This window comes from Micromonospora sp. NPDC023633, from assembly GCF_040640035.1.
Classification (GTDB): Bacteria; Actinomycetota; Actinomycetes; order Mycobacteriales; family Micromonosporaceae; genus Micromonospora.
Window position 1 is genome coordinate 19,704 of sequence record NZ_JBFABB010000073.1, and the last position, 11,636, is coordinate 31,339.

Consider the following 11,636-nt stretch of genomic DNA (forward strand, 5'->3'; position numbering starts at 1 on the left):
CACCTCGCGCCCCGGCCGGGGGCGGGAAGTTCACCGCCGAGCCGACCGTCCACGCCGCGGACCGCCACGGACGCCGGGAACGGCGCGGCACGGCCGGGCCGCAGGCCCGGACCGGACGCCGGGGAACGGCGGGTCGGTCAGGTCGGCCAGGCCCGGGTGAACAGCTCGCGGGTGTCGGTGAGCAGTTGCGGCACGACCTTCGTCCGCCCGATCACGGGCATGAAGTTGGCGTCCCCGCCCCAGCGGGGCACCACGTGCTGGTGCAGGTGCGCGGCGATACCCGCGCCGGCCACGCCGCCCTGGTTCATGCCCAGGTTGAACCCGTGCGCGTTGCTCACCTTGCGCACCACCCGCATGGCGGTCTGGGTGAACGCCGCCAGCTCGGTGGTCTCGGCCAGGTCCAGCTCGGTGTAGTCGGCGACGTGCCGGTAGGGGCAGACCAGCAGGTGCCCGGGGTTGTAGGGATAGAGGTTGAGCACCGCGAAGACGTGCTCGCCCCGGGCCACCACCAGGCTCTCCTCCGGCGCCAGCCCCGGCGCCCGGCAGAACGGGCAGCCGGCGGGCCGCTCGTAGCCGCCCTCGGGCCGGTCCTCGCCGGAGATGTAGGTCATCCGGTGCGGAGTCCAGAGCCGCTCCAGGCCGTCGGCCATGCCGCTGTCCATGTGCCGTTCCACCCCTGTCACGTCACCGATCCTACGTTCCCGGCGGGTGCCGCTCCCGACGCCGTTCGCCCGCTCGCGCCCGACCCCGGACGCCCCTGCCGACCGCCAGACATTCAGGGGGACGGATAGGGGGTGGAAGTTCTTGACGAAGTGATGAACATGAATGAAGAATCCATCCACAGACATCATCCCCTGTCGATGGGAGTCACCGTGAGAACCGCATTCCGCCGGCTCGGCCGAGCCTTCGCCGCTTGCACCCTCGCCGCGGTCACCACCCTCGTCGGGGTGGTGGCGACGAGCAGCGCGGCACAGGCCGACGGCTGCTACACCTGGGGACGCACCCTGTCGCAGGGGGCGACCGGCGAGGACGTCCGGCAGCTGCAGATCCGGCTCTCCGGCTACCCCGGCTACAACGCGGTGCTCGGCCTCGACGGGGCGTTCGGCCCGGCCACCCGGTCCGCCGTGATCCGCTTCCAGCAGGCGTACGGCCTGAGCGCCGACGGCATCGCCGGCCCGCAGACCTTCAACACGCTCTACGCGCTGCAGGACGACGACTGCACGCCGGTCAACTTCACCTACGCCGAGTGGAACAACTGCAACAGCACCTGGTCCGGCGGTGCCGTCTCCGCGAGCACCGCCCGGTTCAACGCGCTGGTGTCGATGTGGAAGCTCCAGGCCATGCGGAAGGCCCTCGGCAACGTACCGATCTACATCAGCAGCGGCTTCCGCAGCTACGCCTGCAACAGCGCGGTCGGCGGCGCCTCCAACAGCCGGCACCTCTACGGCGACGGCGTCGACCTGGTCGGGTCGCCCTCGCTCTGCCGGCTCGCCCAGCAGGCCCGCTACCACGGCTTCGGCAACATCCTCGGCCCCGGCTACCCGGGTCACAACGACCACACCCACCTCGGGCTGGTCGGCGGCTGGTCCGCGCCGACCTGCGGGATCTGACACCTGACGCCCCGTCGACGAAGGCCCCCCGCGATGCGGGGGGCCTTCGGTGCGTGGCGGGTCAGGCGGCGGACGGGCCGACGTTGGTGCGGGAGCTGACGACGTCGAGCACGTGGGCCACGGCGTCGGCGACCGGCACCCCGTTGCGCTGCGAGCCGTCCCGGTAGCGGAACGAGACGGTGCCGGCGGCCACGTCGTCGTCGCCGGCGATCACCATGAACGGGATCTTCTGCTGCTGGGCGGTGCGGATCTTCTTCTGCATCCGGTCGTCGCCCGCGTCGACCTGGGCGCGGATGCCCTCGGCGCGCAGCGCGGCGACGAAGCCGTGCAGGTAGTCGGTGTGGTCCTCGCGGATCGGGATGCCGACCACCTGCACGGGCGCCAGCCAGGCCGGGAACGCGCCCGCGTAGTGCTCGGTGAGCACCCCGAAGAAGCGCTCGATCGAGCCGAAGAGCGCCCGGTGGATCATCACCGGCCGCTGCCGGGTGCCGTCGGCGGCCTGGAACTCCAGCCCGAACCGCTCCGGCAGGTTGAAGTCGACCTGGATGGTCGACATCTGCCAGGTCCGGCCGATGGCGTCCTTGGCCTGCACCGAGATCTTCGGACCGTAGAAGGCCGCGCCACCGGGGTCGGGCACCAGGTCCAGCCCGGACTCCTCGGCGGCGGAGCGCAGTGCCTCGGTGGCCCGCTCCCAGTTCTCGTCGGTGCCGACCGACTTCTCCGGGTTGCGGGTGGACAGCTCCAGGTAGAAGTCGTCCAGGCCGTAGTCACGCAGCAGGTCCAGCACGAACGACAGCAGCGACTTGAGCTCGCCCGCCATCTGCTCCTGCGTGCAGTAGATGTGCGCGTCGTCCTGGGTCATGCCGCGCACCCGGGTCAGGCCGTGCACCACGCCGGACTTCTCGAACCGGTAGACCGAGCCGAACTCGAACAGCCGCAGCGGCAGCTCCCGGTAGGACCGCCCACGGGACCGGAAGATCAGGTTGTGGAACGGGCAGTTCATCGGCTTGAGGTAGTAGTTCGCGCCCTCCATCTCCATGGGCGGGTACATGCCGTCGGCGTACCACTGCAGGTGCCCGGAGGTCTCGAAGAGCTGCGCCTTGGTGATGTGCGGGGTGTTGACGAACTCGTATCCCGCCTCCTCGTGCCGGCGGCGCGAGTAGTTCTCCAGCTCGCGGCGGATGATGCCGCCCTTGGGGTGGAAGACCGCCAGGCCGGAGCCGATCTCGTCGGGGAAGCTGAACAGGTCCAGGTCCGCGCCGAGCTTGCGGTGGTCGCGCCGCGCGGCCTCCTCCAGCAGCTTCAGGTACGCCTTCAGCTCGTCCCGGGTCGGCCAGGCGGTGCCGTACACCCGCTGGAGCTGCGGGTTCTTCTCCGAGCCGCGCCAGTACGCGGCGGCCGAGCGCATCAGCTTGAACGCGCCGATGAGCCGGGTGTTCGGCAGGTGCGGGCCCCGGCACAGGTCCGACCAGCAGACCTTGTCCTCGTTGGCGGCGAAGTTGTCGTAGATGGTCAGCTCGCCGCCGCCCACCTCCATCACCTCGGAGGTGTCGAGCCCTTCGCCCTTGACGTCGATGAGCTCCAGCTTGAACGGCTCGGCGGCCAGCTCGGCCTTCGCCTCGTCCAGGCTGCCGAAGCGGCGGCGGCGGAACCGCTGGCCGGACTTGACGATCTCCTGCATCCGCTTCTCGAGCTTGCCGAGGTCGTCCGGCTGGAACGGCTTGTCGACGGCGAAGTCGTAGTAGAAGCCGTTCTCGATCGGCGGGCCGATGCCGAGCTTGGCCTCCGGGAAGACGTCCTGCACCGCCTGGGCGAGCACGTGCGCGCAGGAGTGCCGCAGCACGTTGAGCCCGTCCGGCGAGTCGAGGCTGACCGGCTCGACCTCGGTGTCGGCCTGCGGGACCCAGTCCAGGTCGCGCAGCTGGCCCTGCGGGTCGCGGACCACCACGATCGCCTTCGGGCCGGACGCGGGCAGACCGGCCGCGGCCACCGCGTCGGCCGCCGTGGTCCCGGCGGCGACGACGACGGGGTCGGCCACGGCGGGGGTACGGGGTGCGGACACGGTGACTCCTCCAGCAGACGGCACGGATGACGCCGAACGTTCGGCTCCTGCGATGCTATCGGTCGCCCCCGCCGGCACGGTCGCCGACGCCACCGCCCCCGGGTCCGTGGGACGGGCGCCGCCCCGCCGGACCCGTGGGTGCGCGGGGTCAGCCGGCCCAGTCCGGCATGGGCTCGCGGGCGGCCAGCCAGTCGGTCGGCACCCCGCCCGGGGTGCCGACCCCGGTGTGCGCGGCCACCACCGCCCCGACGATCGCGGCCGTGGTGTCGACGTCCCCGCCGGCCTCGACGCAGGCGCGCACCGCCGCCGGGTAGTCGTCCAGGTGCACGGCGGCCACCCAGCAGGTGAAGGCGACGGTGTCCTGGGCGGTGACCCGGGAGCCGTTGCCGAGCACGTCGGCGGCCTCGGGGACCGACCGGTCGAGCAGGCCGGCCGCCCGGCGCACGCCCCGGTGCACCTCGGTGGCCGGGTCCAGCGCGGCGGTGACGCCGGCCAGCAGTCGGTCCGGGGCGGGCCGGTGGCCGTCCAACCGGGCTCGGGCGGCCAGCGACGCGGCCACGGCCACCGCCACCGCGCCGGCGATGCCCTCCGGGTGGGCGTGGGTCACCTCGGCGGACGCCCGGGCCTGCGCCGCCGCCCGCGCGGTGGAGTCGGCGTACCACGCGCCCAGCGGGCCGACCCGCATCGCCGCCCCGTTGCCGCAGGAGCCCTGGCCGTCGAAGGCCGAGGCGGCCGCCACCGGCCACGGCGTGCCGGTGCGGATCAGCCGCAGGATGGTCACGGCCCCCGGCCCGTACCCCCGATAGGGCTCGCAGCGCTCGGCGAAGGCCGCGGCGAGGGCGTCCCGGTCGATCCGGCCGGTGTCGGCGAGGGCGGCGACCACCGAGCAGGCCATCTCGGTGTCGTCGGTCCACTGCCACGGCGCTGGGGGCAGCTTGCCGGCGGCCAGGTCGGCCGGGTGCCGGCCGGGAACGAAGAACTGCGAGCCGAGCGCGTCGCCCACCGACAGGCCGGCGAGCGAGTCCCGGGCCAACGCGAGGCGGGTGTCGGGAAAGAGCGTGAAGGACATCGTTGTACCAGCTTGCCCTGTTCACACGTGCGCCGCAACGCGGTCGACTTGCCACCGCGAGTACCGTCTTGCTGTGGCCACCGTGCTCCTGGTCGAAGACGATCACGTCGTACGCGGCGCGATGCTGCGATCCCTCGCCGACCGGGGGCACGCCGTGCACGCCGTCGGCACGGCGCTGGACGCGCTGCGCCGGGTGGCGGCCGAGACCCCCGACCTCGTGGTGCTCGACCTCGGGCTGCCCGACCTCGACGGCTCGGACGCGCTGCGGATGCTGCGCGGCATCACCGACGTCCCGATCATCATCGCCACCGCCCGCGACGACGAGCAGTCCGTGGTGCGGCTGCTGCGCGCCGGGGCCGACGACTACATGGTCAAGCCGTTCACCGGGGCGCACCTCGACGCGCGGATCACCACCGTGCTGCGCCGGGCCGGGCGGGCCAGCCGGACGGTGCAGCCGGCGGTGCACAGCGTCGGCGGGCTGCGGGTCGACGTCGGCGAGCGCAGCGCCCACCTCGACGGCGAGCCGCTGGCGCTGACCCGCAAGGAATTCGACCTGCTGGCCTATCTCGCCGCACGTCCGGGCCGGGTAGTGTCCCGCCGGGAACTTCTGGAGGAGGTATGGCGGCAGCCATCGGTCGGCGAGGACCAGACCATCGACGTTCACCTGTACTGGCTGCGCCGCAAAATGGGCGAGTCCGCGGCGAAGCCGCGCTACCTGCGCACCGTGCGGGGGGTCGGCTTCCGGCTGGTGGCGCCGGACTGAGGCCGTCGCTGGCCCTGCTCACGGCCGGCATGTGCGCCCTGGTCGCGCTCGCGTTCCTCGTCCCGCTCGCCGTCAGTCTCGCAGACCGCACGCGCGAGGAGGCGATCGCGGACGCCGCCCGGCGCAGCGCGCTGGTGACCGGCGCCCTCGCCGTCAGCACCGACCACGCCGTGGTGCAGTGCGCCGTGGCGGCCAGCGGCGACGACCCGGCCACCCGGCCGGTCGTGCACGGGCTGGGGGCGGACGAGTCGGCGGCCCGGGCCGACGCCGGGAGCCTGGAGCGGGCGCGGGCCGAGCGGCGTTCCGTCATCGTCGACGTCGAGGGCGGGGTGCTCCGGCTGGACCCGGTGGTGCTCGGCGACACCACGGCCGTGGTCGAGGTCTTCGTGCCCGAGTCGGCGCTGGGCGGCGGCAGCCGGTGGCTGCTGCTGCTCGCGGTGGCCGCCGCCCTGGTGGGTGCCGCGGTGCTGGTGGTCGACCGGGTCGCCGCCCGCGCGGTCGACTCCGCCCGGGGCCTGGTCCGGGCGGCGCTCGCGATCGGCGACGGCGACCAGGGCGTACGCGTCGACCCGAGCGGCCCCCGGGAGCTGGCCGAGGCCGGGTACGCCTTCAACCGGATGGCCGACCGGCTGGACGCGGCCCGCACCGACGAGCGGGAGCTGGTCGCCGACCTGTCGCACCGGCTGCGCACCCCGTTGACCGTGCTACGGCTGGACGCGGAGGCGTTGGAGTCCGACGACACCAGCGTGGGCTCGTTCAGCGAGGCGGAGCTGGACCGGCGGCGCGGCATCCGGCGGATCCGGCAGGCGATCGTCACCCTCGAGGGCGAGATCGACGTCCTGATCAAGACCACCCGCAAGGCGGTCGCGCACGAGGCCGGGCCGGCGATGTGCGACGTCAGCGAGGTGGTCCGGGACCGGATGGTGTTCTGGGCCGCCCTGGCCGGCGACCAGAACCGCCCGCACCGGGTGAGCGGCGCCCAGCTGCGCATCCCCGCGCCGGTGCCCCGGGCCGAGCTGGCGGCCGCGTTGGACGCGGTGATCGGCAACGTCTTCCGGTACACCCCGCAGGGCACCGCGTTCGAGGTGGCGGTGTCCCGCCGCGACGGCTACGTGGCCATCCGGATCGACGACGCCGGCCCGGGGATCGCCAACCCGGACCGGGCGCTACGCCGCGGCGCCAGCGACCAGGGCTCGACCGGCCTGGGGCTGGACATCGCCAAGCGGGTCGCGTTGCAGGCGAACGGCTCGGTGAGCATCGACCGGGCCCGGCTGGGCGGGGCGAGCGTGGTGATGCTGCTCGCCGACCCGGAGGCGACGCCCCGGCAGGTCAGCCGGTTCGGCCTGGTCGGCCGGCTGGCCCGCGAGCAGAAGACCGGCAGCCGGCGCTGGCCCCGGCAGCGGCCCACCGACGGCTGACCGCGGCCGGGCCGCGTGCCCCGGCCCGGCCGCCGGTTGTGGTCCGGCGTAAGTCTTCCTTAGATCGGGGTTAACCCCGGTGCCGGAGCGGGCCGGCGCTGACAGGATCGAATCCGAACCCATCAGTTCCACCGGCCAATGCCTCGGGGCACCCCACGGGCCGGTGGAACCGGGCGCGCGGCGGGAGACATCGGTCCCCCCACACCTGCTCCCGCCGCGCGCCGCCCCCCTCATCCGTTCAGCGGGTGGCGGCGGCCAGGTGGGCGTCGATCTCGGCGGTGATCCGCTGCTTGCCCGCCGGCTCCAGGAACGACGCGGTCACCGCGTCGCGGGCCAGCGCGGCCAGCCCTTCCGGACCCGCGTCGAGCAGCCGGGCCGCGACGGCGTACTCGTCGTTGAGGGTGGTGCCGAACATCGGCGGGTCGTCGGAGTTGATGGTGACCAGCAGGCCGGCGTCGACCAACTGCCGCAGCGGGTGCTCCTCGATGCTGGCGACCGCGCGGGTGCGCACGTTGGAGGTCGGGCAGACCTCCATGCCGATCCGGTGCTCGGCGAGGTGGGCCAGCAGCTCCGGGTCCCGCGCGGCGGAGATGCCGTGCCCGATCCGCTCGGCGCCGAGGTCGCGCAGCGCGTCCCAGACGGTCTCGGGGCCGGTGGTCTCGCCGGCGTGCGGCACCGAGCGCAGCCCGGCCGCCCGGGCCCGGTCGAAGTACGGCTTGAACTGCGGCCGGGGCACCCCGATCTCGGGGCCGCCCAGGCCGAAGCTGATCAGCCCGTCCGGGCGTTCCTCCAGCGCGATGCGCAGCGTCTCCTCGGCCGCCGCCAGGCCGGCCTCGCCGGGGATGTCGAAGCACCAGCGCAGCTCGATGCCGAAGTCCGCCTCGGCCCGCTTGCGGGCGTCCTCGATCGCCTCACAGAAGGCCGGCGCGGGGATCCCCCGGTGCACGTGCGAGTAGGGCGTCACGGTCAGCTCGGCGTAACGCACCTGCTGGCGGGCCAGCTCGCGGGCGACCTCGTGGGTGAGCAGCCAGACGTCCTCCTGGTCGCGGATCAGGTCCACGACGCTCAGGTAGACCTCGATGAAGTGCGCGAAGTCGCGGAAGGCGAAGTAGTCGGCGAGGGCGGCCGGGTCGGCGGGCACGGGGCTGCGGCCCTCGTGGCGGGCGGCCAACTCGGCGACGATCCGGGGCGAGGCGGAGCCGACGTGGTGCACGTGCAGCTCCACCTTGGGCAGTCCGGCGATGAAGGTTTGCAGGTCGGTCACAGGTTCTCCTCTGCGCGGGCGCCGATGCGGGCGACGAAGAAGACGCGGCGGAACGGGAAGTGCACCTGAGCGTGCCGCACCGGGTACGCCTCGGCGAGGCGTACCCCCAGCTCGGCCCGGAAGTCGGACCAGCCGGCGGCGTCCAGGGCCGCGCGGACCGGCCGGAGCGCGGTCCCCTCCAGCCAGCTCAGCACGGGGTGGTCCGCGTCGGCGGGGGCCGGCAGCAGGTGCACGTAGGTAGTCTCCCAGGCGTCCACCACGCAGCCGGCACCGGTCAGCAGGTCGGCGTAGCCGACGGCGGTGTCGTCGGCCGGTGGCCGGCGCAGCAGCGGGGCGACGTCGGCGCGCCAGGCCGGCCGGCCGGCGACCTCGCGCAGCGCCCGGTGCGAGGGCGCGTCGAAGTTGCCCGGCACCTGCACGGCCAACCAGGCTCCGGTGGGCAGTTCCCGGGCCCAGCGGGTGAGCAGCTCCCGGTGGCCGGGCACCCACTGGAGCACGGCGTTGCTGACCACGACGTCCACGTCGGGTTCCGGGCGCCAGTGCCGGACGTCGCCCACGGCGAAGGAGACTCCGGGGGCGGTGGCGGTGGCGGTGGCCTGCGCGACCATCTCCGGCGAGGAGTCGAGGCCGGCGACCCGGCTGTCCGGCCACCGCGCGGCGAGGGTTGCGGTCAGGTTGCCCGGGCCGCAGCCGAGGTCGACCACCGCGCGCGGTCGCGCGGCCGGGACCCGGGCGAGCAGGTCGTGGAAGGGCCGGGAGCGCTCGTCGCCGTAGCGCAGGTACGTCGTCGGATCCCACATCGTCGCCTCCCAAACCGTACGTCCGTCTTGTTTCACGGTACGGCCCGTCGCGCGCCCGGACAAGCCGATCACTAGGCTCAGTCCCATGGAGCAGCGCACCTTCCCCCGGCTGGGGCGGCGCGTCGGCCGCCCAGGCCCGGGGCAACGCCGCCGTGGCCGACCAGGCGCCACTGTCCGGACGGGACCTGGCGGCGGTGGCGGAGGTCTACGACGAGCTGGTCCGCCCGCAGGTGCACGACCGGTGGTGAGTCGGGTGGCCGGGACGGGGACCGACGGAGGGGGATCGCGATGAAGGGCTGGCTGCCGCTCACCCTCGGCCTGCTCGCCGTGGTCGGCGGTGCGGTGTGGACGGTGCAGGGCCTCGGCTACGTCGAGGGCAGCGTGATGACCGACCAACGGATCTGGGCTGTGCTCGGGCCCCTCGTGGTCCTGGCCGGACTGGTCGCGCTCTGGTTCGGGTTGCGCGCCCGCCGGCGCCGCTGAGCGCCACCGGGGGCCGGGGCGCCCCGTCGCGTCCGACCCCTCGGCCACGTCGCCGCCGGGGCTCGCGTGCCGCCGCGTCGCCCGGCGCCGGACACGCGGAAAGCCCCGCATCCCGGCGGGGATACGGGGCTTCGCTGTGATCCGGGCGCCGGATCACCCTGTGGCCGGCGGCTGCCGACCGGCACTGCTCAGATGGGGCGGACCTGCTCGGCCTGCGGACCCTTCTGACCCTGGGCGATCTCGAACTCCACCCGCTGGTTCTCCTCCAGCGTGCGGTAGCCGCTGGTCTGGATGGCCGAGAAGTGGACGAACACGTCAGCACCCCCGCCGTCGACGGTGATGAAGCCGAAGCCCTTGTCTGCGTTGAACCACTTCACGGTTCCCTGCGCCATGTGTATCTCCTTCTAAAACTGGCGGCCGAGCACGCCGTGCGGCCGATTGGCCGTTTTCGAGCAGCGGTGCCTGAGGCGGCCCCCACGAAGGAGACTTGACTCAACCCACGCCATCTCGCAACAGCGTGGAACAGCAAACCACGTAGCGAAAACTCTGCACAGCCTACCGGACGAATTTCTCCGACATGTGACCTGACGGATGCCGAAGATCCGCTGGGTGGGCCCTTGCGTCCGCGCGAAATGCCCCGCGCCGTGGTCACGGCGCGGGGGCATTTCGTCGTCGTCCGGTCAGTCCGGCCAGCTCCCGGTGAAGCGGCGTACGCCCACCGCGCCACCGCGGTCGACGGCGGCCCGGACGACCGCGAAGATGGCGCCCTGCAACGCCGCCGCCGCCAGGACCTCGCCCCAGCCGCGGTCCTCGTCGGTGGCGCTGGGCGCCTCGCCGTCGCCCGCCGTCATCTTCCACACCTGCCGGAAGATCGCGCCCGCGACCGTACCGGCGGCGATGCCCATCAGCACGCCGACCGGCTTGTACGCGGCCTTCCCGATACCCCTGCTCACCGCTGCCTCCCCCGAACGATCACCAACACGATCACGGCGGCCACCGCGCCGGCCGCGAGGGCGACGAACGGCGTCGGGTTACGCCGTACGACCGCGCCCTTCTCCTGCGCCTGGCCCCGCGCGAGCTGCGCGGTCTGCGCCGCCTGCCCACGCACCCGGGCCACGGTCTGCGCCGCCTGGTCCCGCACCCGCTCCTTCGCCTGGTCGGCGGAGGACCTCAGCCGCGCCTTGACGTCGGCCTTGGCCGCCAACGCCTCCATCGTCTCGCCCAGCTCGACCCGGGTCCGCCGGATCTCCTCCCGCAGCGCCTCGGTGTCGCCGCTGCCCCGGCCGTTGCCCGTCGTCATGCCCGTCCCCTGTCCTTCACGGCGGCGGCGACCGTGTCCACGTCCGCGCGGACGCTACGGACCGCGGCCTCCGGCACCGGTGGGACCGCCTGGCTGACCTGCTTCTTGCCCACCAGGGCGAGGACGCCGGCCAGCGCGAAGAGCACCACGGCGACGATCAGGGCCGCCGCCCAGGCCGGGAGCACCAGGTCGAGCAGCAGGATCGCGGTGGCGACCAGGGCACCCAGGCCGTAGAGCGCCAGCGCCCCGCCACCGCCGAAGAGGCCGATGCCGATGCCGGCGTGCTTGCCCTTCTGGGTCAGCTCCGCCCGGGCCAGGGCCAGCTCGTCGCGGACCAGGCGGGAGACCTGCTCCGTGGCCCGCTGCACCAGCTCGGCGGTGGACGGCTCGCTCCCGGTACGGGATGTGCGGGCGTTCGCCACGTCAGCCATGCTGTCCTCCTTTCATCATCACCGCGCTGTATGCCCGGAGTCGCCGCCCGCCAATCCTTCGCCCGGTGGCCGGAGGTGCCGGACCGCCGAGTCCCCGAGCCGCCGCCCGGCGCGGAAGAAGGTGCAGAAGCGTCGCGCAGCAGGTCCCCACGAAACGCCCGGTCAAACTTCCCGAGCCAGCGCACTCCGCCCTGACACCCCACGAGGCACAAGCCCACCCACACCTCCAACCGCCCCCGCCCCCCACGGGTCACGCCCCACCCTCCCCACCTCACCCCGCGCCGACCCCACTCGTCGATCATGCAGTCGTGGTGGGCGGTACACCCGGAAATGCCCGTTGTGCGGGGCGCGGTGCCGCCGGTGATCAGCAGGGGCAGGTCGTCGCGCCGGGCGTCGTCGTAGCCGGCGGCGACCAGTTCGGTGACGTCGAACAGCC

General features: G+C 73.7%; 13 protein-coding genes and 1 pseudogene. 5 read left to right on the forward strand and 9 right to left on the reverse strand.

Going from position 1 to position 11,636, the window contains the following annotated elements; genetic code table 11:
• Positions 1–137: 137 nt before the first annotated feature.
• Positions 138–650 (reverse strand): HIT domain-containing protein, encoded by a 513-nt coding sequence (locus tag AB0G13_RS21850; protein ID WP_357877015.1) that lies wholly within the window; start codon positions 648–650, stop codon positions 138–140.
• A gap of 222 nt (positions 651–872) precedes the next feature.
• On the opposite strand from AB0G13_RS21850, the gene AB0G13_RS21855 reads away from it, so the two are divergent.
• Positions 873–1,610, forward strand: coding sequence for a D-Ala-D-Ala carboxypeptidase family metallohydrolase (locus AB0G13_RS21855; protein WP_357876966.1), 738 nt, complete (start codon positions 873–875; stop codon positions 1,608–1,610).
• A gap of 61 nt (positions 1,611–1,671) precedes the next feature.
• Here AB0G13_RS21855 and thrS read toward each other — a convergent pair whose 3' ends face one another.
• A complete protein-coding gene (thrS, locus tag AB0G13_RS21860) occupies positions 1,672–3,672 on the reverse strand; it encodes a threonine--tRNA ligase (protein ID WP_357876969.1) in 2,001 nt (666 codons plus the stop codon).
• A 148-nt stretch (positions 3,673–3,820) separates the two neighbouring features.
• Positions 3,821–4,741: an ADP-ribosylglycohydrolase family protein gene (locus AB0G13_RS21865; RefSeq protein ID WP_357876972.1), complete on the reverse strand. Its 921-nt coding sequence runs from the start codon at positions 4,739–4,741 to the stop codon at positions 3,821–3,823.
• A 73-nt stretch (positions 4,742–4,814) separates the two neighbouring features.
• Between AB0G13_RS21865 and AB0G13_RS21870 the strand changes: the two genes are divergently transcribed.
• Positions 4,815–5,504, forward strand: a complete 690-nt coding sequence (locus tag AB0G13_RS21870; protein ID WP_089001050.1) for a response regulator transcription factor — start codon at positions 4,815–4,817, stop codon at positions 5,502–5,504.
• A gap of 29 nt (positions 5,505–5,533) precedes the next feature.
• A complete protein-coding gene (locus AB0G13_RS21875) occupies positions 5,534–6,922 on the forward strand; it encodes a HAMP domain-containing sensor histidine kinase (RefSeq protein ID WP_357876975.1) in 1,389 nt (462 codons plus the stop codon).
• Between the two features lie 238 nt (positions 6,923–7,160).
• On the opposite strand, the gene AB0G13_RS21880 is transcribed toward AB0G13_RS21875, so the two are convergent.
• Complete coding sequence (locus AB0G13_RS21880) at positions 7,161–8,186, reverse strand: adenosine deaminase (RefSeq protein WP_357876978.1); 1,026 nt, start codon at positions 8,184–8,186, stop codon at positions 7,161–7,163.
• Positions 8,183–8,986 (reverse strand): trans-aconitate 2-methyltransferase, encoded by an 804-nt coding sequence (locus AB0G13_RS21885; RefSeq protein ID WP_357876981.1) that lies wholly within the window; start codon positions 8,984–8,986, stop codon positions 8,183–8,185. The genes AB0G13_RS21880 and AB0G13_RS21885 overlap by 4 nt, the downstream gene beginning before the upstream one ends.
• Before the next feature lie 131 nt (positions 8,987–9,117).
• Between AB0G13_RS21885 and AB0G13_RS21890 the strand changes: the two are divergent.
• Positions 9,118–9,234 (forward strand): annotated as a pseudogene (locus AB0G13_RS21890) (aldo/keto reductase); the annotation flags it as partial.
• A 40-nt stretch (positions 9,235–9,274) separates the two neighbouring features.
• Entirely contained in the window at positions 9,275–9,469 is a 195-nt protein-coding gene (locus AB0G13_RS21895) for a hypothetical protein (RefSeq protein ID WP_357876984.1), read from the forward strand.
• 188 nt (positions 9,470–9,657) lie between these two features.
• Here AB0G13_RS21895 and AB0G13_RS21900 read toward each other — a convergent pair whose 3' ends face one another.
• The 4 genes from AB0G13_RS21900 to AB0G13_RS21915 form a co-directional block, all read right to left on the reverse strand.
• Positions 9,658–9,861: a cold-shock protein gene (locus AB0G13_RS21900; protein WP_007075740.1), complete on the reverse strand. Its 204-nt coding sequence runs from the start codon at positions 9,859–9,861 to the stop codon at positions 9,658–9,660.
• A 288-nt stretch (positions 9,862–10,149) separates the two neighbouring features.
• Positions 10,150–10,422 carry a DUF4235 domain-containing protein gene (locus tag AB0G13_RS21905; protein WP_089001055.1) on the reverse strand — a complete coding sequence of 91 codons (273 nt, stop codon included), beginning with the start codon at positions 10,420–10,422 and terminating at the stop codon, positions 10,150–10,152.
• Positions 10,419–10,769 carry a DUF3618 domain-containing protein gene (locus AB0G13_RS21910; protein WP_357876987.1) on the reverse strand — a complete coding sequence of 117 codons (351 nt, stop codon included), beginning with the start codon at positions 10,767–10,769 and terminating at the stop codon, positions 10,419–10,421. The genes AB0G13_RS21905 and AB0G13_RS21910 overlap by 4 nt, the downstream gene beginning before the upstream one ends.
• Entirely contained in the window at positions 10,766–11,200 is a 435-nt protein-coding gene (locus tag AB0G13_RS21915) for a phage holin family protein (protein ID WP_357876990.1), read from the reverse strand. Before AB0G13_RS21915 ends, AB0G13_RS21910 begins: the two co-directional genes overlap by 4 nt.
• Positions 11,201–11,636: the final 436 nt, after the last annotated feature.

Coding starts and splice junctions, on each gene's coding strand:
- AB0G13_RS21895 (WP_357876984.1), top strand. CDS start 9,275: ATGAAGGGCTGGCTGCCGCTCACCCTCGGCCTGCTCGCCGTGGTCGGC.
- AB0G13_RS21875 (WP_357876975.1), top strand. CDS start 5,534: ATGTGCGCCCTGGTCGCGCTCGCGTTCCTCGTCCCGCTCGCCGTCAGT.
- AB0G13_RS21910 (WP_357876987.1), bottom strand. CDS start 10,769: ATGACGACGGGCAACGGCCGGGGCAGCGGCGACACCGAGGCGCTGCGG.
- AB0G13_RS21850 (WP_357877015.1), bottom strand. CDS start 650: ATGGCCGACGGCCTGGAGCGGCTCTGGACTCCGCACCGGATGACCTAC.
- AB0G13_RS21900 (WP_007075740.1), bottom strand. CDS start 9,861: ATGGCGCAGGGAACCGTGAAGTGGTTCAACGCAGACAAGGGCTTCGGC.
- AB0G13_RS21865 (WP_357876972.1), bottom strand. CDS start 4,741: ATGTCCTTCACGCTCTTTCCCGACACCCGCCTCGCGTTGGCCCGGGAC.
- AB0G13_RS21885 (WP_357876981.1), bottom strand. CDS start 8,986: ATGTGGGATCCGACGACGTACCTGCGCTACGGCGACGAGCGCTCCCGG.
- AB0G13_RS21915 (WP_357876990.1), bottom strand. CDS start 11,200: ATGGCTGACGTGGCGAACGCCCGCACATCCCGTACCGGGAGCGAGCCG.